This is a genomic window from Dissulfuribacter thermophilus (genome assembly GCF_001687335.1).
Taxonomy (GTDB): domain Bacteria; phylum Desulfobacterota; class Dissulfuribacteria; order Dissulfuribacterales; family Dissulfuribacteraceae; genus Dissulfuribacter; species Dissulfuribacter thermophilus.
This window is the reverse complement of sequence record NZ_MAGO01000009.1, coordinates 1-18,284: the sequence shown is the minus strand read 5'-3', so window position 1 is coordinate 18,284 and position 18,284 is coordinate 1. Positions and strand designations below refer to the sequence as shown.

At 42.6% G+C, this 18,284-nt stretch carries 18 protein-coding genes; 16 read left to right on the top strand and 2 right to left on the bottom strand.

The window, feature by feature from the left end:
- Nucleotides 1-356: 356 nt before the first annotated feature.
- Genes DBT_RS08425 through DBT_RS08410 form a run of 4 tightly spaced genes read left to right on the top strand, consistent with a single transcriptional unit; the run spans nt 357 to nt 4,797 of the window.
- Nucleotides 357-548, top strand: coding sequence for a hypothetical protein (locus DBT_RS08425; protein ID WP_141674258.1), 192 nt, complete (start codon nt 357-359; stop codon nt 546-548).
- Nucleotides 538-3,282 (top strand): bifunctional [glutamate--ammonia ligase]-adenylyl-L-tyrosine phosphorylase/[glutamate--ammonia-ligase] adenylyltransferase, encoded by a 2,745-nt coding sequence (glnE, locus tag DBT_RS08420; RefSeq protein WP_067619150.1) that lies wholly within the window; start codon nt 538-540, stop codon nt 3,280-3,282. Before DBT_RS08425 ends, glnE begins: the two co-directional genes overlap by 11 nt.
- A 20-nt stretch (nt 3,283-3,302) precedes the next feature.
- A complete protein-coding gene (gene purM, locus DBT_RS08415) occupies nt 3,303-4,388 on the top strand; it encodes a phosphoribosylformylglycinamidine cyclo-ligase (protein ID WP_067619403.1) in 1,086 nt (361 codons plus the stop codon).
- 7 nt (nt 4,389-4,395) lie between these two features.
- Complete coding sequence (locus DBT_RS08410) at nt 4,396-4,797, top strand: 2-thiouracil desulfurase family protein (protein WP_067619147.1); 402 nt, start codon at nt 4,396-4,398, stop codon at nt 4,795-4,797.
- A gap of 8 nt (nt 4,798-4,805) precedes the next feature.
- Here the strand turns inward: DBT_RS08410 and DBT_RS08405 are convergent, their stop codons facing one another.
- On the bottom strand, nt 4,806-5,099 hold the full coding sequence (locus DBT_RS08405) for an HU family DNA-binding protein (protein WP_067619144.1): 294 nt from the start codon (nt 5,097-5,099) through the stop codon (nt 4,806-4,808).
- A gap of 158 nt (nt 5,100-5,257) precedes the next feature.
- Here DBT_RS08405 and ftsY point away from each other — a divergent pair, with 158 nt between their 5' ends.
- The 8 genes from ftsY (at nt 5,258) to DBT_RS08365 (ending at nt 13,893) form a co-directional block, all read left to right on the top strand.
- The gene (gene ftsY / locus DBT_RS08400; protein WP_083186721.1) at nt 5,258-6,241 is read left to right on the top strand and encodes a signal recognition particle-docking protein FtsY; all 984 of its coding nucleotides are present in this window, start codon (nt 5,258-5,260) and stop codon (nt 6,239-6,241) included.
- A gap of 584 nt (nt 6,242-6,825) precedes the next feature.
- A complete protein-coding gene (locus tag DBT_RS08390; protein WP_067619139.1) occupies nt 6,826-7,302 on the top strand; it encodes a hypothetical protein in 477 nt (158 codons plus the stop codon).
- A gap of 6 nt (nt 7,303-7,308) precedes the next feature.
- A complete protein-coding gene (gene mfd, locus DBT_RS08385; protein WP_067619136.1) occupies nt 7,309-10,806 on the top strand; it encodes a transcription-repair coupling factor in 3,498 nt (1,165 codons plus the stop codon).
- A gap of 29 nt (nt 10,807-10,835) precedes the next feature.
- Nucleotides 10,836-11,768 carry a peptidylprolyl isomerase gene (locus DBT_RS08380; protein WP_067619134.1) on the top strand — a complete coding sequence of 311 codons (933 nt, stop codon included), beginning with the start codon at nt 10,836-10,838 and terminating at the stop codon, nt 11,766-11,768.
- Between the two features lie 9 nt (nt 11,769-11,777).
- The gene (locus tag DBT_RS08375) at nt 11,778-12,224 is read left to right on the top strand and encodes a helix-turn-helix domain-containing protein (RefSeq protein ID WP_067619131.1); all 447 of its coding nucleotides are present in this window, start codon (nt 11,778-11,780) and stop codon (nt 12,222-12,224) included.
- A complete protein-coding gene (recO, locus tag DBT_RS08370; protein ID WP_067619129.1) occupies nt 12,208-12,894 on the top strand; it encodes a DNA repair protein RecO in 687 nt (228 codons plus the stop codon). Before DBT_RS08375 ends, recO begins: the two co-directional genes overlap by 17 nt.
- 37 nt (nt 12,895-12,931) lie before the next feature.
- Nucleotides 12,932-13,165, top strand: coding sequence for a hypothetical protein (locus DBT_RS11960; RefSeq protein WP_141674257.1), 234 nt, complete (start codon nt 12,932-12,934; stop codon nt 13,163-13,165).
- Nucleotides 13,166-13,182: 17 nt separating this feature from the next.
- Entirely contained in the window at nt 13,183-13,893 is a 711-nt protein-coding gene (locus tag DBT_RS08365; RefSeq protein WP_067619127.1) for an LOG family protein, read from the top strand.
- Here DBT_RS08365 and DBT_RS08360 read toward each other — a convergent pair.
- Nucleotides 13,879-15,606: a DUF6178 family protein gene (locus tag DBT_RS08360; protein WP_067619123.1), complete on the bottom strand. Its 1,728-nt coding sequence runs from the start codon at nt 15,604-15,606 to the stop codon at nt 13,879-13,881. The genes DBT_RS08365 and DBT_RS08360 overlap by 15 nt on opposite strands.
- Nucleotides 15,607-15,760: 154 nt before the next feature.
- Here DBT_RS08360 and DBT_RS08355 point away from each other — a divergent pair, with 154 nt between their 5' ends.
- The 4 genes from DBT_RS08355 to DBT_RS08345 form a co-directional block, all read left to right on the top strand.
- Entirely contained in the window at nt 15,761-16,435 is a 675-nt protein-coding gene (locus DBT_RS08355; RefSeq protein WP_161939947.1) for a response regulator, read from the top strand.
- 5 nt (nt 16,436-16,440) lie between these two features.
- Nucleotides 16,441-17,562, top strand: a complete 1,122-nt coding sequence (locus tag DBT_RS11800; protein WP_083186720.1) for a response regulator — start codon at nt 16,441-16,443, stop codon at nt 17,560-17,562.
- Nucleotides 17,513-18,004 (top strand): HD-GYP domain-containing protein, encoded by a 492-nt coding sequence (locus DBT_RS08350; RefSeq protein ID WP_161939946.1) that lies wholly within the window; start codon nt 17,513-17,515, stop codon nt 18,002-18,004. The genes DBT_RS11800 and DBT_RS08350 overlap by 50 nt, the downstream gene beginning before the upstream one ends.
- A 6-nt stretch (nt 18,005-18,010) precedes the next feature.
- A partial coding sequence (locus DBT_RS08345; RefSeq protein ID WP_279614876.1) for a histidine kinase dimerization/phospho-acceptor domain-containing protein occupies nt 18,011-18,284 on the top strand: 274 nt, incomplete at its 3' end.

Genomic DNA, 18,284 nt, shown 5'->3' with positions numbered 1-18,284 from the left:
AGAGGCGGGTGCACCTAGAGTAGGTGAACGCTTGTCGCTGACGAGCAACGCAGCCATCAAATAAAAGGACCATTCTGGGATGGACACTGATTGAGATAAGCCGTAAAGGCGGGCATTGAAAAGAAAAATCTGTCACAAAACCTAATTCCACAAAAAATAAAATCTAAAACCAGAGGAATTACTAGAAGAACTTGAGTGATCTTAAGTAGCTCCCCAAAGTTTCAGACAACCTTACGACACCTGCTGGTAAGTGTCAATCTCTTTTTGTATAAATTCTGAATTTCTAATGCGAATTTTTACACACAAAATCTCCCCTTGACGTCACATTTTCCAACATGTACCTATCTCCATTAGAGATGAAAGATTGGGATGAAAGAGAAAAAGATTTATATAATGAACCCAAAGAAGAATTGAAGATCATCGTTAGGGCAGATCTTGCGAGGGCCTTTAGAAGGTGTGTATGGATGGAGGTTAACGAGACCGGTCTTTCCCCTTACGAAGTTCAAAATCTCTTAATAGAGGAACTCTTGAAAAATCGTGGATGTTAAACAAAAAATCTGCTCCTATTCGAGATTTATAAAGCGAACCATAGATCGCCATCCCCATATCCTCAAAGATCTAGTAGAGTCCGGCGACTTATCCACGTCTTATATGGATAGAGACCCGACCACGCGTTATAAAAACGCCCAATCCCTCCTTGGGAAAGAAAATTTTTCTGAACCTGGTGCCTTTATGAAGGCCATCAGGCTCTTTAGGGCGCGCGAGATGGTTCGAATTGCCTGGAGGGATCTCGCCAACATGGCAGATCCCATTGAAACAATGATGGATTTGACTGTACTTGCAGAATTTATTCTAGGCATCACAGTCGATTTTTTGACCCATAATCTCCAAAAAAAATTCGGCCCTCCCCTTTCCTCAGAGGGAGTGACTCAGGACCTCGTTGTCTTTGGAATGGGAAAGCTAGGAGGAGAAGAACTTAACTTCTCCTCAGACATCGACCTCATATTTGCATATCCACAAAAGGGAAGGACTGATCACAAGCACCCCATTACCAACCAAGAATTCTTTGAGCATCTGTGCAGGGATCTTGTCAAGATAATTGGGACTGTAACAGAGGATGGTTTTTGTTTCAGGATTGATACAAGATTGAGACCTTTTGGTGAAAGCGGGCCCTTGTGTATGAGCTTCGACCAAATGGAGGCCTATTACGAGATCCATGGTCGGGAATGGGAACGTTATGCCCTGATCAAAGCAAGACCAGTTGCCGGGGATTTGGACTCTGGGGCGCTACTCTTAAAAAGACTCAGGCCATTCATATATCGCAAGTATCTTGACTACGGGGCTTTGGAATCCCTTAGAGAGATGAAGGCCTTAATCGAGCAGGAATCCAGACAAAAAAGGCTCTTGGACAACATAAAGTTGGGGCCAGGTGGCATAAGAGAGGTGGAGTTCTTGGTCCAGGCATTTCAGCTAATTCATGGAGGAAAACAGCCAGAGCTCATGTGCCAGTCTACCCTAAAGGCCTTAAATACTATCAAGGGGAATGGACTACTGCCCAAATCAACCTGTGACGAATTAAAAGAAGCATACCTCTTTCTTCGAAAGCTAGAACACACACTTCAGGAAAAAGATGATCAACAGGTGCATGTCCTCCCCAGCTCATCAAATGAGCTTGAAGAGCTAGCTAAAGTCCTAGGAATGGACTCCAAAGATGCCTTGACAACCACGATTGACCAGGAAAGAAAAAAAATAGAAACACACTTTAAGGGGCTTTTTCAGGAAAACAGCTCAGACGTTACCCAAAGTTCAGGCCGCCACCAAGACATTTTAGCACTATGGGATGGAGCCCTTGACAAAGAAAATGTGCTAAATCTCCTGGAAAGTCTGGGGTTCAATTCCCCTGAAACAATCTATGGACGGATCCTAAGCCTCAAATCATCCCGTACAGTTAAGGCGATGACTGAGAGATCTAGGACCTTTTTGAGGCGTATCATAGCCAGCTTGATAAATATTGCACCTGAGTTGAAAGATCCGGACACTGCACTCCTCAGATCTCTAGAAGTCCTAGAGGCAATTGGACGCCGAGGATTTTACCTGGCCCTCTTTGCAGAAAATCCAAATGTGCTAAAAAACCTAGCGCAATTTGCAGGGGAATCCCCGTGGATCACACGTCATATTTGTACTCACCCAGGGGTAATAGACTCCCTAATTTCAATTGAGACTATAGGGGATCTGCCCAATAAAAATGGACTTAAAAAGACCCTGGAAATAGCCTTAAAAGGAATTGAACCAGGGGATCTGGAGGGCTTCATGGAGGGTCTAAGGCACTTCAAACACAATCAGACCTTCCAGTTCGCCTATCTGGGCCTTGAAAAGGGGATACGGGCTCGAGAAATTTGCCTTGGACTCACAGAACTTGCCGAGTTAATTTTAAACGAGGTATCAAAGGAGGCGTGGCTACACGTTGCAAAGCGGTTTGATTCGCCACAAGGAGATGGAACACAGAGAAAACTCTTACAGGACTTCTTGATCATCGGATATGGTAAACTCGGAAGTCGTGAACTCACTTTTGCTTCAGACCTAGATTTAGTCTTCCTTTACGACCTAAAAAGAAAAGGGGATTCGTCCATATTCTTTTCCCGAATTGGACAAAGAATAATCCACATTCTCACTACCTTGACCCCATCTGGACGCCTTTATGAAGTTGATATGCGCCTAAGACCCAACGGATCATCAGGGGTACTCGTAAGCTCTATAGAGGCATTCCACAATTATCAGAAGACTCAAGCATGGACATGGGAGCACCAAGCCCTAATAAGGGCAAGGCCAGTTTCAGGATGTGAAAAACTTGCAAAAAAATTCAGCGACATTCGAAAAGAGGTCTTAATACGTCCAAGAGATGAGGGAACCCTTGTCCAAGAATTACGTGATATGCGATATAAGATGCTTCAATCCAAGGGGAAAACCCCAAAAGGACTATTTCACGTAAAAAATGACCTGGGTGGAGTCACAGACATAGAATTTTTGGTGCAGTTTTATTGCCTCTTAAATGCCAATAGATTCCCACAGTTGATCGAAGAGACCAGCACTATGGGTCTACTTGAACGCTTTGAGGAATTTGGCATAATCCCTGAAACCGATGCCAAAAACCTCATGGAAATCTATGAAAATTATCTGGGCATAATCAATCAGCGCTATCTCGAAGGCAGGACCTTAGAGATAAAACTCAGTCCATGGATTAAGGAAATGAAGGAATTTGTAATGTTAAAAATTTTTTATTAACATTGACTTCCTATGTCAAAATGGTAGAAATAGCAGATAAAGGAGCAGGCGTCTTGAAGAAGAGCAGATACGAAGAAGCAGGAGTCAACATAGATAAGGCCAATGCCCTGATTGAGGCCATTAAACCTATAGTGACCTCCACATTCAAGCGTGGAGTATTAACAGAGATTGGGGGTTTTAGCGGCCTTTTTGCCTTAGATACTGAACAGTATAAAGAACCAGTTCTGGTTGCATCCACAGACGGGGTCGGCACAAAGATAAAGATTGCCATAATGGCTAATCGACATGATACAATTGGCATCGATCTGGTTGCCATGTGTGTGAACGATATAGTTGTCTGTGGAGCCAGCCCACTCTTTTTCCTGGACTACTTCTCTACAGGACAACTGGAAAATCAAGTTGCAGAAGCAGTAATCAAAGGCATTGCCGATGGTTGCAAAGAGGCAGGTTGTGCCCTCATAGGTGGGGAAACCGCTGAAATGCCAGGTCTATACCAAGTTGGTGAATACGACCTAGCAGGCTTCGTAGTGGGCGTAGTGGAACGGAATAAGATCATTGATGGGTCAGAAATCGGAGTTGGAAACGTCTTAATAGGTCTGGCTTCAAATGGTATTCACTCAAATGGCTACTCGCTTGTAAGAAAGATCTTTTTCGATGAATTGGGTCTAAAGATACACGACGAAATACCAGGATTTGATGGCAAAACCGTTGCAGACGAACTATTAGTACCGACTAAAATCTATGTTCCAGTAGTACTCCATCTCTTGAAGGCAGGCTCTCCCATTAAGGGAATTGTACACATCACAGGCGGAGGATTTTTCGACAACATCCCAAGGATCCTTCCATCGTCTTGTAAGGCTGTGATCAAAAAAGGATCATGGCCAATGCCTCCGATATTCAATTTCTTGCAAGAGCGCGGTGACATTTCAAAGGAGGAGATGTTCAGGACATTCAACTGCGGCATAGGAATGATATTGGTGGTTCCTGAACAAGATGCCAAAGATGTCCTCTTCCAAATACAGGCAATGGATGAAAAGGCATTTTCCATAGGATATATTGCTCCAAGAAAAAATGAAGAACCTCAGGTAGTTATAGAGAATATCTAAAGACCCTGTGATCATAGTAAGCGCATGTCTTTTAGGACTCAAAACTAGATATGATGGCAAGACCAAGGCCGCTCCAGAATTGGTGAGCGGCCTTGCCAATATGCATGTAATTCCTATATGCCCAGAACAATTAGGAGGGCTTCCAACCCCAAGACCCCCTGCCTCAATCCTTTATGGTAATGGAATAGATGTCTTAAACGGCAAGGCCAAGGTAATTTCAGAATCTGGAGAAGACGTAACCCCATACTTTTTGAAAGGGGCCAAAGAGGCATTGAAATTGGCCAAAATGTTTCAGGTTAACTGTGCGATATTAAAGTCTAAAAGTCCTTCCTGTGGGCTTTCACCCGTCATTGGCGTAACTGCAGCTCTTTTACTGTTAAATGGCATTAAAATAAAAGAGATGGGTTAATAAATTCATCAGTCTTTCATCTGGACCTTGTTTTTCACTCTTTCCCTCAGATCCTTTCCTACTTTGAAAAAGGGCAACTTCTTTGGAGGCACCTTTATCTTTTCCCCTGTCTTTGGGTTTCTGCCTTCATAAGCCTCGTATTCACGGATAGAAAAGCTGCCAAATCCCCTGATCTCGACCCCTTCACCTTGAGCAAGGGCCTCTGTCATGGCCTGAAATACCTCATTTACAATAAACTCAGCATTTGCACGGCTTAGGCCTGTCTCTTGAGAGAGGGCTTCAATAAGCTGGGATTTATTCACGTTTTACCTCCATTTCAAAACTTGCAGTATTTACAATAATTTTAACTACGTTAATATTTGCTCCTAGTCAAGACCTAATATTCAATTGAGATATATGGCTGTTCTTCAATCAGCAATATAATCATGACAATAAAACATTCCCAAAAGGATTAAGAAAGATGCTTGGAAGACTTTTTAAAAAAGATAAAGAAGAGCAACATACTGCAAATACAATAGAAAAACAAGAATCTCAGGGTCTGATCTCAAAACTAAAGCTAAGGCTCGAAAAAAGCCGCAAGGGCTTCATGAGACAGGTTGATGACCTACTCTTTGGGAAGAGTAAAATCGACGATGAACTCCTAGATGAACTAGAAGAGCTCCTTGTAACCGGAGATATCAGTGTAAGCACAGTTGAAGAAATCTTTTCACAGGTGAGGAGTGAAGTTGCGAGATCTGAACTCCAAGATGGAGAGGCACTAAAGACTAGACTTAAGGCAATCATTTCATCTATGGTAAAGGTAACTGACCATGATATCCCCTGGGAGCCCACTCCCTATTGCATACTTATGGTCGGCGTAAATGGAGTTGGTAAGACCACTACCATTGCAAAACTGGGTTATCACCTAAAAAATCAAGGGAAAAAGGTCTTGTTTGTTGCCTCAGACACCTTTAGGGCTGCAGCAATCGAACAACTCCAGACCTGGGGAGAACGCCTTGACATACCTGTGATTCACCACAGTCCTGGGGCCGATCCATCAGCAGTTGCCTTTGACGGTATTCAGGCTGCTCTAAAACGACAGGTCGATGTAGTACTCATTGATACTGCTGGAAGGCTCCATACCAAGGTCAACCTAATGGAGGAGCTTAAAAAGATTAGGAAAGTCATAGGTAAGAGACTAGATGGCGCGCCTCATGAAGTGCTTTTGGTACTTGATGCAACTACTGGTCAGAATGCCCTGAATCAGGCCAGACAGTTCCACGAAGTGACTCCGCTCACAGGGATCATTCTCACAAAACTCGATGGTACGGCAAGAGGTGGCATTGTCGTGAGCATTACCAATGAACTCAAATTACCAATCCGCTTCATTGGTATCGGCGAAAAGATGGAAGACCTAGAACCCTTTGAGCCAGAAGTCTTCGTCGACGCGCTCTTTAGTAAATGAAATGAAATTTCATTCCGGATGACAAAGGCACAACCTTTTAAAAGTGTTGAGTTTTGAGTTATGAGTTAGAGGAAGCAGCCTTTAATAGCCCTATTCCTTCAACTTAAAACTCAAAAATCAACACTCAAAACTTTATTACAGGGGTTGAGGGGATGTGCATGGACGCACGCCCCGACCTTGTCAGCAGGGATGCCGACTAGGTCGGCCGAGCGGAGCATGTCCGAAAAGTGAGACCATGTCCCACAGGGGTTGTACTGCCCATCCCACCTCACCTCACCCCACCACCCACATGCTGCTCCTCTACCCTCGCCAAAAGACATCTCCTTCTTGTTCAATCTCCAACATTGCCCCAAGTACTTTGATGGAGACCTATTTTGTGAACAATTGCTCATTTCATGCCTTGACACCGTGCGGTTTAGCCCTTCAAATACCCACGGTGTTAAGTTCAGAAACTTGAGACAAGGAGAAAATGTAAACGTCACTGTCACAAAAAAGCCGGATGATGTTGAAATCGCGATAGTTTATTAGTGAAATTTTTAAAATAGGCCTTGACAATAAATGCACTTCTTTTTTTAAATTAAAATATGTATGATCACAATGAATTGGCATCCTCTCTCCTTCAAAGTCTAGATCACTCTTTTCGTAAAATTCTCAATAAAGATCTTAGAGATAAAGAGCTCTTTTTTAGGACTTATGTAATAACTCACCTATTTGCATTTTATTGGATTAATGATAACAGTTTGATATCCTTATTATTAAAAGAATTTTCAAAAAACAATATTATACTAAAAGACAGTTATAAAAAAATAGAGAAAGAATATTTATATCTATTGTTGAGCAGTCAATTCAATGAGTTAAAAAAAGAACTGGATGTGCTTATAAAACAAGAGGGCCAAAAAAAACAAGCGGCCTTGCAATCACTTTTGACCCAAATCGGAGTAGAAGACTCGATCCCTGAAAAAATCTCCAAAAAAATTATTTACTCTTTGGAGGCCCTTGAACTTCCTCAAGACCATGGCTACTATCTCCAGACTGAAACTCTAAAGGCTGCTATATTTTGACGAAAATTGGACCCAAGAAATCTATTAATCTTCATACAAGGCCTTTCAAATAGGCCATCTTCTGCGGCATGGCTCTTAAAAGAATATAAAGAGAGTCTACCCAATAGGTTTAGGTTTTTCGTATGGATTACAAAGGATCAGGAAAGCGCGGAAGAAAGGGCAAAGGACCTTAAATTTTTCTTTAAGCAACCTGTAGTTATTTACCCCAATCGTTTCACACTGCCATATGTGCACATGATTCCTGATGCTGAGATCTCAGCTGAACGCATCAGCACCCTCTTTGAAATACTCGAAATGGGAAAAGAGGAAGAAATCCATATAATTACCCCTGTTAGGGCGGTTATGGAATACACAGTCCCGAAAGACGTCTTGAATGCGGGGCTTGAATATCTAGAGGAGGGGGAAGAGGTCGACAGAAATGCCATTGAAAGATGGCTTGTTGAGTCAGGCTACGAACAAAATCGCAGGGTTGAAAAGGTAGGTGAATTCTCGAAACGCGGTGATATCCTCGATATCTTCCCTCCAAGGACAAAATTCCCTCTGAGAATAATCTTCTTTGGTGACTTCATCGAAGAGATCCGCACCTTTGATCCCGAGACCCAAAGGTCAGTAGGCAGAGTAAAACAATGGTTTCTTCTCCCATGTATCGAGGTCTTTTTTAATAAAGACCTTGTAGGTCCTGCTTGTGAGCAGCTTTTAATGCGCGCTGAATCCATAGGCTGGTCCTCAGAAGATGTTGTCACAATCATGAATTCCCTTAGAGAGGGAATAATAGAGGAAAATGTCCTCTCCCTCTTACCCATTTTATACAATAGGCCCGAAACCCTACTCGACTATATTGGAGACAATGCCCTTTTTATAATGGATGACGTATCTTCCATAATTGAGGAGGCTACAATCTTTTGGGAACGTGCAAACTCTGCATACAACGATGCAAAAGACAAATTACCTCCACCAATTGGCTCATTGGAAGAGTATATACTCCCGGTCGATGGTCTAAAGGATGCCTTTAAAAAGAGGCCCATTGCCATTTGTAAAAAAGAGGTATCTCTAGAAAAGACCCTCTTTGAGATTCACATCGGGCAAAGAGATACAGTCGAGAGAATCCCAAAAGCCCCTCTCGAACTGACCCCTCCAACCAACATATCCATAATATCAAGTACTGGAAAAGGCAAAGAATCCATAGCACCTTTTCTCGAACACCTGAATAATAGGATCAGAGATGGGGAGCGCATAATTGTTTCATGTTCCAATGAAAAGACTGTAAAGAGGATTTCTTCTCTACTCTCTATCAGTCCTGAGCACCAACTCCTTGGGCTTGACTCCAGTTTAAAGGCGCCGATAGAGATCCTACCTGATGATCCTGGCATCTATCTTGTAGAGGGTGAACTGTCATCTGGCTTTTCAATAGTTGAAAAGGGCATAACTTTCCTGAGTGAAGACGAATTCCTTGGAACCCCAAAAGAGAGAAAGAAAAAGTCCGTATCCAGAACCAAAGCCAGGAAGATAGCCCCAGTCGAGCTTGAAGAACTGGCTCCAGGGGACATAGTGGTCCACAGAGACTTTGGTCTGGGTATATTCAGGGCCCTTGAAACTGTAGAAGCAGGAGGCATACCCGGAGAATACTTACTCCTCGAATATCGAGATGGAGACAAACTCTATCTACCTGTTGACAGAATAGGATTACTCCAACGATACAAAGGTCTTGAAGACAAGGTCCCAAGGCTCGACAAACTCGGTGGAACATCTTGGGAACTCACCAAAAAACGCGTCAAAAAGGCCATCCTTGAAATTGCCAATGAACTCGTTGATCTCTACGCCCTAAGGCAGGTGCAACGCGGCTATGCCTTCAATCCACCGGATGCAATGTACCATGAGTTTGAGGCAGATTTCCCCTACGAAGACACTGCTGACCAGAAAAGGGCTACTTTTGAGATCCTTAAAGACATGGAGTCGCCAAAGCCTATGGACAGGCTCCTTTGCGGAGACGTAGGTTTTGGTAAGACCGAAGTTGCAATGCGTGCCGCATTTCTTGCAGTTGAGAATGGAAAACAGGTAGGCGTACTCGTTCCAACAACACTCCTTGCTGAACAACACGAAAGGACATTCAGGGAGCGTTTCAAACGGTTTCCAGTAAAAATTGCTGCCATAAGTAGATTAAAGAGCAGAAAAGAACAGCGAGAGATCTTGGAAGGGGTAAGAAATGGATCTGTAGATATAGTTATTGGGACCCATAGGTTACTCCAGGCAGACTGTACCTTTAAGGACCTGGGATTGCTCATCATTGATGAAGAACACCGTTTTGGAGTTCGACACAAAGAAAGGCTAAAGCAGCTCAAGAAAAATGTAGATTGCCTAAGCCTAACGGCCACACCCATTCCCAGGACCCTACAACTTTCTCTTCTTGGCATTCGCGATCTTTCTGTCATTGAAACTCCGCCTAGAGACAGACGTCCTGTCAAGACATTTCTATCTGAATTTGATCCACCAGTTATAAAGGATGCATTTAGAAGAGAACTTGAGCGGGGTGGACAGATATTTTACGTCTACAATAGGGTAAAAGGCATTGAACGGATGGCGGAAAAACTAAAGGCCCTTGTCCCAGAGGCCAGGATAGACGTAGCCCATGGCCAGATGGACGAGTCTAAACTTGAAGACGTTATGGTACGTTTTATCCGGGGAGAGATAGATTGCCTTGTCTGCACCACCATTATCGAATCCGGGATAGACATACCTTCTGCAAATACAATGCTCATTCACAGAGCAGACACCCTTGGCCTTGCTCAACTCTACCAGCTCAGAGGCCGTGTTGGAAGGGGAGCAGAACAGGGCTACGCTTACCTCCTTGTTCCAGACATTGCCAAGATACCAAAAGATGCCCGCAAAAGACTTATGGCAGTCCTAGAGATGGAGACCAAAGGCGGCGGACTTACCCTTGCCATGGAAGACCTAAAGATCAGAGGGGCGGGAAATCTCCTTGGCACTGCTCAATCCGGACAAATCGCCAAGGTTGGCTATGATCTGTTTCTTGAACTCTTAAAAGAGGCTGTGGATGAATTAAAGGGTGTTCCCCCTGAAGAAAGCATCCATCCTGAAGTGAACTTAAAGGTTCCGGCCTACATACCTGAGGAATACTGTAAGGATGTTTCAGAACGCCTAAGGCTCTACAGGACTATTAGTCAATGTAGAGATTCACAAGAGCTTGAAGAAAAAAGGGCCTATTTATCCGATGTTTATGGACCAATACCAGTTGAAACTGAAAATCTTTTTGCGATTACAGAGTTGAAATTGCTCCTAAAGAAAATTCATTGCGTAAGACTCGATGAACAGCACACAAAGAAAGACACACGTTTTATCTTGACATTTGATGAAAAGGGTCCTCCAAACCTTGAGAAGGTTGTAAACTTTGTTAAAAGTGGAAAAGGAAGCCTGATGCCTGACGGAAGACTTGCAATCACTACTTCTTTTTCTATGCTTAAAGAAATTTTACGTGGCCTCGATTGAATATAACACTTAAAGGAGATTATTTCTTTATGAAAAAACACCTGTTTTTCGTCCTAATTGTCACCTTTTTTATATCCCACACGATCATCCTCCGTCCAACATATGGGGAAATTGTGGACAGAATCGTTGCCATTGTAGATAACGATTGCATAACCCTATCAGAGCTCAAAGATAAGGCCAAAGACATACTCCGACGAACAGGACAGACAGGGAGGCCCCTGGATGACACACTACTGGCGCAGATTTTGCCACAGGTCATTGATCAACATCTAATCAAAAAGGAAATAGAGGATAGGGGGATTAAGGTATCAAAAAAAGAGGTGGATCTAGCATTAGACGAGATCTTGAAGTCAAACGGCCTCACTATTAAGGAACTGGAAGACATATTGAAAAAACAGGGAAAGGACTTAGATGCTTACAGGGAAGAAATCAGGACACAAATAGAACATTCAAGGCTCATATCCTCTGAAGTGAGGGGAAAGATTGTGGTAACCGATGAAGAGATTGAGGCATATTTGAAGGAACATCCTCTCAAGGATTTAAAAAAAGGACCAATTTATGAGCTTCAAGATATTTTTATCGGCTTTGATGGGCAACATAGGACTAGAGAAGAGGCTAAGAAAGAAGCCCTTAAAATCCTAAAAGAGCTTAAGGAGCCACAGACCCAAAATGCCGTCATGGAAAAGTTTCAAGATATTGGTTCATTCACCCTCTCTGAGATGGCACCTTTTTTAAAGGAACACGTAAAACACCTAAAAAAGGGGGAAATTTCCAATATAATTGAGACTGAAACAGGATTTCACATACTCAGAGTCAAGGATATACTTAGTTCCAATGAAGAGTCTTTAAATGCTCAAAAAAGGGAAATAAGAAATCTACTTTTCAAGAAAAAGCTAAATCAACAATTTGAAGAATGGCTCAAGGAACTCAGGCAAAAGGCCTCCATTAGAATCCTCTTATAGTGTGTCAAAATGGGCTCAGAAAAACTAAGTGAATACCTAAAAAGGGAGAGAGAATTACGAGGCATTTCCCTCGATGAAATTTCTGAAGGGACTAAAATCCCTAAAAGATCCTTAATATATATGGAAAGCGGCAAATGGGATGAACTCCCTGGTGAGGTATTTATCAAGGGATTCTTAAAAAGTTATGCTGAGTTTATAGGACTAACTCCAGAGGAAATATTACTCCGCTACCAAGAAGAAAAATCTAAGGAAGAATCTGAAAAAGGGACCGGACAGGAAAATCATTCAAAAACTTTGATAAAAAATACTGGCATTTTTCTATTAATTCTAATCATCGCGATCATATTGGGTTATTTTGCATTTGAAACTTTGAATAAAGATGCAATTTCTCCTCCCAAAGCGGGGAATACCACTCTACAAATGAGGCCTCCTTCAAAAGATGGAGAAGCTTATTGAATCGGACTCAATAGTCCTCAAAGGCCAAGACTTTGGGGAATCTCATAGAATTATCACTCTCTTCACTGTTTCTCATGGAAAAATCAAGGCCCTAGCAAGGGGAGCTAAGAGGAGCAAAAAGAGATTTTTAAATGCCCTTGAAGACTTGAATTATTTAGTTGCAACCCTGAAGCCCCCAAGGACCGAGGGACTCTATCACCTGCATTCTGTGGGGGCCAAAGACACCTTTCCCGAAATAAAAAATCATGCAATAAAGTTTGCGTGTGCTGGTCTTGGCTGTGAATTAGTAGACCTGTGGACCCGAGAGCTGTCTCCTGAAAGGGATATTTTTGAGCTTTTATTGTGGTTTCTCAACGAGCTCAATCAGGGTATGGAGCCATATACATTGACTCTGTATTTTAAGACTCGCTTATTAAAAATAGTCGGTTATGGGCCAGAGTGGACAAACCTTAAAAAAAATGGATTACGCATTTCTGATGGGACATTGAGATGCCTAGATTTTGTCCAAATTAGTCCTTTAAATAGATTAAATAGGTTAAAGATGTCCAAACAAAATATAAAGGAGGCATGGGCACTACTCAAGGCAATGCATTTAAAACACCTTGAGAAGGAACCTAAATCCTATTATGTGCTTAGACAAATAGCCAGTGCAACTATTCAGACAAAATAGTTCTACCTAAATCCTGCACGGCAAAAGGGGGCAAAAAATGAATTTTGAACGATTAAATAGGGAATTAGCAGATATTTGGTCTTTCCTAAAATTCACTTTTTGGGTGAATCCATATTCCGTGTTTTTTGCCCCCTTTTGCCGCCCTGCGGGATTGGCGATTTTGCCCAATCTGCTTTGTTGCAAAGGGCTTGAAGTGCCTGAGCACGTCTGCGCCCCTTGCGCCTCGCATCTTGGGCAAACTCGCCAATTGCAGAATTTAGGTTCTAGCTAAAGGGGGGATTTAATCCATTGAATAAAAAATCTAGTCCAGACCTAAAAGACCGTTTTGTACTACAGGATCTAAACGCAAGGGAATCGTGGCGTCTTTTCAGAATAATGGCCGAATTCGTAGATGGGTTTGAAGATCTCTGTAGGATTTATCCTGCAGTGGCCATTTTCGGTTCAGCCAGACAGGAACCAGATTCGACTTACTACCAGTTGGCAGAGACCATTGCCTATGACCTTGTCAAAGCTGGCTATAATGTAGTTACAGGAGGTGGCCCCGGCATAATGGAAGCAGCAAACAAGGGGGCCAGAGAGGCAGGAGGGATATCTGCTGGTCTAAACATAAAACTACCTCACGAGCAAAAACCTAATCCATATGCTACAATTAGCCTTAACTTCAGATACTTCTTCATAAGAAAGGTGATGCTCGTCAAATACGCCGTAGCATTTATATGCCTACCAGGTGGATTTGGGACCCTAGATGAATTTTTTGAGGCCATAACCCTTATACAGACCAAGAAGATTGAACCATTTCCAGTAATATTAGTGGGCAGTGATTTCTGGAAGGGACTGGTCCACTGGATAGAAAAAACAGTACTTCGTCATAACATGATCTCCCATGAGGACATGGCTATCTTCCATGTCCTCGATGATCCAAACCAGGTAATCGAGGTAATCCAAAAGGCTGTACCAATTTCTCAAGAAAACAACAATGAAAATTCATGTACGATCTGACAATCTAACCAGTATCCCATGGATAAGCCTTCCATCGATTTCTCTAGGCCTTCCCATGAGAATCCAGTCTTCCAAAAGTTCTTGAATCTTTTTGTCCAAAAAGTCTAAAAATGATACTGAACAGTTACGTTTCAATTCTGGGATCATTGAACTTATAATATCATCTAGGCCTTTCAGCCCTTCAAATTTTGAAAAGAGTTCAAAAAGGTCCCTTTCTAGAATAGGTCTCACCTCTTTAGAGCCATTCAATAGAAAATTGCCCATGGCAGTCAATAGACCCTTAACTAAATCGAACTCCATCAGATCATTTAAATTAGTTCCATCAAGAGACACTTCATCTGGCCACCTGCTCCAATGAGGCACGATAAATTCCATTAGATCTGTGAGGTCTCTGACTATCTCACCGTCTCTTCGCACACCTTCCAGGTCTTTGACATTTGTAAATGGACGCATCACGAACCGTTCGTCATCCCACACCTTTGGAGGCTCATTGAGCAAGGCTACACACCTTTCCCTGAGTCCATCTGGGAGATGAAAGAGTTCAGGAGGACTATTGGGATCTTTGGCCAACTCAAATATTGGCTGCGCCGCCTCTTTCACCCTGGTGAGGCCCAGCCTTACCAAATCCTCGAGCACTGATGTCTTGAGCCCTTCCTCAAGGCCCATTCCTTCCTCACTACACAGACATTCAAGACCAAGATTTATCAGTGATGTCCCTTCCAGTAGGGCCTCTTTCAACCGTTCAGGTTCATCTAGAGGAGTACCCTGGGCTATTAAAATCTTGTTGGCCACTCCTATCCATTCATGGACTATCCTCTCCATGAAAACTGATCCCTTAAGGGCTTCAATGGCCTTAAGCAGGGAATTTGCACCCTCCATATAAATTGTGGGGATAAAACTCATGGGCAAATCTGTTCCAAGGGCACCTGCGTCAAGGTAATCCACATTGACTTTTCGCACCTTCATGCCAGGTGCAAAGGCAAATATGTCTATTGCCTCATAATAGTCAGGAATTCCAAAATCAGAGAGTCTGGAGCGCCTCCACTTAAAGGCAGTCTCCATTTGTTCTAGCCTCGTCTCCCACAAAATCGCCTCTAAAATATCCCTATATTTCCCAGGAGACTCTGAATATAAAATTGCAAGAAACCGCCCCCATAGAGGTTGAAGTTCAATATTATTAAACCGTATGTAGTAGCAATCATCTAGGGTAAATGGGGCCAGCACATCCCTTGCCTCTTGAATTTCCATGTCATCAGGCCTTTTTAAAACTTCTATGAAAGAACGTAGCAAAAGAGGTAATATGGTCTCATCCCGCTCATATATGTAGTTTATCCACTCAATTACCTTTCCTTCTCCAGCCTCGAATAAAAGGACCATCCAGGTAAGGGCCTTTGAAGGCTTAAACGTATCTTTTTCCCACCATTCCAGATCGAAAACCAATTGCAAGGCCGAAGCAGACATTGCCTTCAAAACAGAAATGGCATCACGAGGACCAGTGGCCTTTATAGTCCAGTAGAGCTCTTGAATTGGATAGGCCTCAACTATCTCGTCAAACTTGGGGCTCATCTCTAGAAAATTCAGACGCTTTTCCCAGGGCAGCATCAAAGACACACTCAGTACCTCGGAAGGCTCCATCTGGGCAACAATACTTTCCTGTTCCTCTCTAGGTAGGGTCAAAAATGAGTCCAAATTTTTTTCTTCAAAAAAGCTCAAGCCACTCACCTCTTTTACCGATAAAGATTTATAGATTCTATGTCGTTGATTTTAATTAAACTTAATCACATTTAGCTCTAATAACAACAGGAGACAGGGTATTGAATGAATGCATGAGACCGCTGATCAATTCCAGAGAGAAAGGACGACTTTAATGGAATCAAGGGCCTTAAAACCTGAAGACAAGCTCCAGATTCTCATTGCAGAGGACGAAAAAAACGTCGGAGATCTCCTCGTAGAATTACTACAAAGTGATGATCGGGAAATTACAGTGGTCAATAACGGGCTCGATGCAATAAAAAAACTGAAGAAAAAAAGATTTGACCTTCTGATCACTGATCTCATGATGCCAGAGGTTGACGGTATGGAGGTAATGCATAAAGCTAAACAACTCTATCCTGACATACTAATGATCATAATTACCGGATATGCCTCTCTTGAAACCGCGATCCAGGCTGTAAAGGAAGGGGCATATGACTATCTTAGAAAGCCCTTTAGGCTCGATGAGCTCAAGATTAGCGTTGATAATGCATGCGAACGCATTTACCTCATACGGGAAAACAGGCTTTTATTGGAGGAAATTAAAAAGGCAAAATGTGAAACCAAAGAGGACAAGACCAACGGGACAAAAGAAGAAGTTACTACATCCTTTGGAATTCACGGTCTCTATGGGATGGACTGGATTCCTCCAGACTCCTATAAAAGCCCTTCAATGAGCCCTTCAATGGCATTGACAGAGCTTGAACGCCTGGGGAAGTTGCTGCAGCAGGGTTTGATCAGTGAAGATGAATTTCAAATGCTTAAAAAGAAACTCATAGGGACACTGTAAAAAAAATGGATCTCAACCAGCCTATACCCTACAAAAGTGCCCCCAATATAGTACGCACCAAGGTCAATAAGAGTCCACTCAAGATCCTCATCGTGGATGATGAGAGGCTTGTCAGAGAGACCTTAAAAGAATACTTACATGCCCTTGGTTCCTTTGAAGTCTATTTGGCAGAAAATGCCTTCGAAGGCCTAAACACCATCCACCGTCTTGGAGGCGGACTGGATGGTGTCCTTGTAGACATAAATATGCCGGGCATGGACGGTATTGAATTTGTAAAACGCGTCAAGAAAAAGGACCGCTCAATAGTCGCAATAATTATTACAGGCTACCCATCCAGTGAAAAAGTAATTCAGGCCATGAGGGCAGGGGCCTCAGACTTCCTTGCGAAACCCTTTAGTCTTGATCAACTCAGCGTATCATTGGAGCGCCTCGCTGGTGAACGAAAAGTTTTAAAGGAAAATGTCTATTTATCCAGGGAACTTCAGGTAAAAAAGGCACTTGAGGAAACCAACCAAAAACTCCAACAAAAGGTAAAAGAACAGGCAATTCTCTTCACCATAAGTGACACATTGAGTAAGACAAAGAGTACAAAAGAGCTTTATAATACCCTTGTTGAACTGGCCTGCACACTTACCCAAACAGAACAAGGGCTCTTTTGGGTAATCAATAGAGATGAACAAAAAATGATACTAATGGCAAGTAAGGGGTTATATGATCCGGAGCTGGAGACTATTCACTATCCAGACAGCCCCCTGCCATATGCTCAAGTGGCTAAGGATGGAATTCCAACCCTAATTCCCGCAGTAGACGGTGCCAAACGCGATGCCGCTCTAATAGCAATCCCACTTTTCATCCAAAAAAACATATTCGGTGTCCTTTCAATTGCCTGCCCCAGGCCTGGAGTAATACTTGAAGATGATGCAGTATTTATTTTGCACCTATTGACTGAGAGGGCCAGCCTCACTATTGAAAATCTATTATTATACGAAAGTGTCAGCTACAACCTTTATTCTACACTCACTGCCCTTGTCAGCACTCTCGAGGCCAAAGACTCATATACCAAGGCACTCACAGAGAGTGACTGCCATTTCCATAAAAATTGCAGAACAGGCAGGATGCAAAGATGAAGAACTAGAGATTCTCCAATTTGCAGGTTCACTTCACGATATTGGGAAGATTGGAATAAGGGACGAGATCCTCATGAAGACTGGTAGGCTTACCCCGGAAGAATACGGAATAATAAAGAAGCACTCTATTATAGGAGAAAAAATTGTTAAAAAATTGGGGCTTCTCAGTATTGAACCCCAAATTATCAGACATCATCATGAGAGATGGGATGGGAAAGGATATCCCGATGGACTTAAGAGAAAAGAGATCCCTCGACTTGCAAGGATACTTGCAATTGCTGACACCTTTGATGCAATTACTTCCAATAGACCATATCGACCTGCAAGGGAGCCTGAATTTGCTGTTAAAGAAATATTAAAAAATGCTGGTTCCCAGTTTGACCCAGAACTAGTGGAAATCTTTTTGACCACATATAAACAAAAAAGATTGGATGTAATATAGGATAATATGTCTGATACATTGAACAAACTCTGCAGAAATCAGTTTAGAGATTTTCTAATCGGCCGTCTTTGGCAGGGAGTGATCCACAACATAAACGGACCACTCCAAATAGTTTCCATGAACCTAGAATTATTAAAGATGTTAAAAGATGGTGATCCAGATCTCCCAGAACAACTATGGGGGAGAATAGAACAAATTGTTGACTCAATAGAAAGGATTCAAAACATAACTAATAACCTCAGCAGACGAAAAGAACACCCGTATTCCACCTGGACGCCAA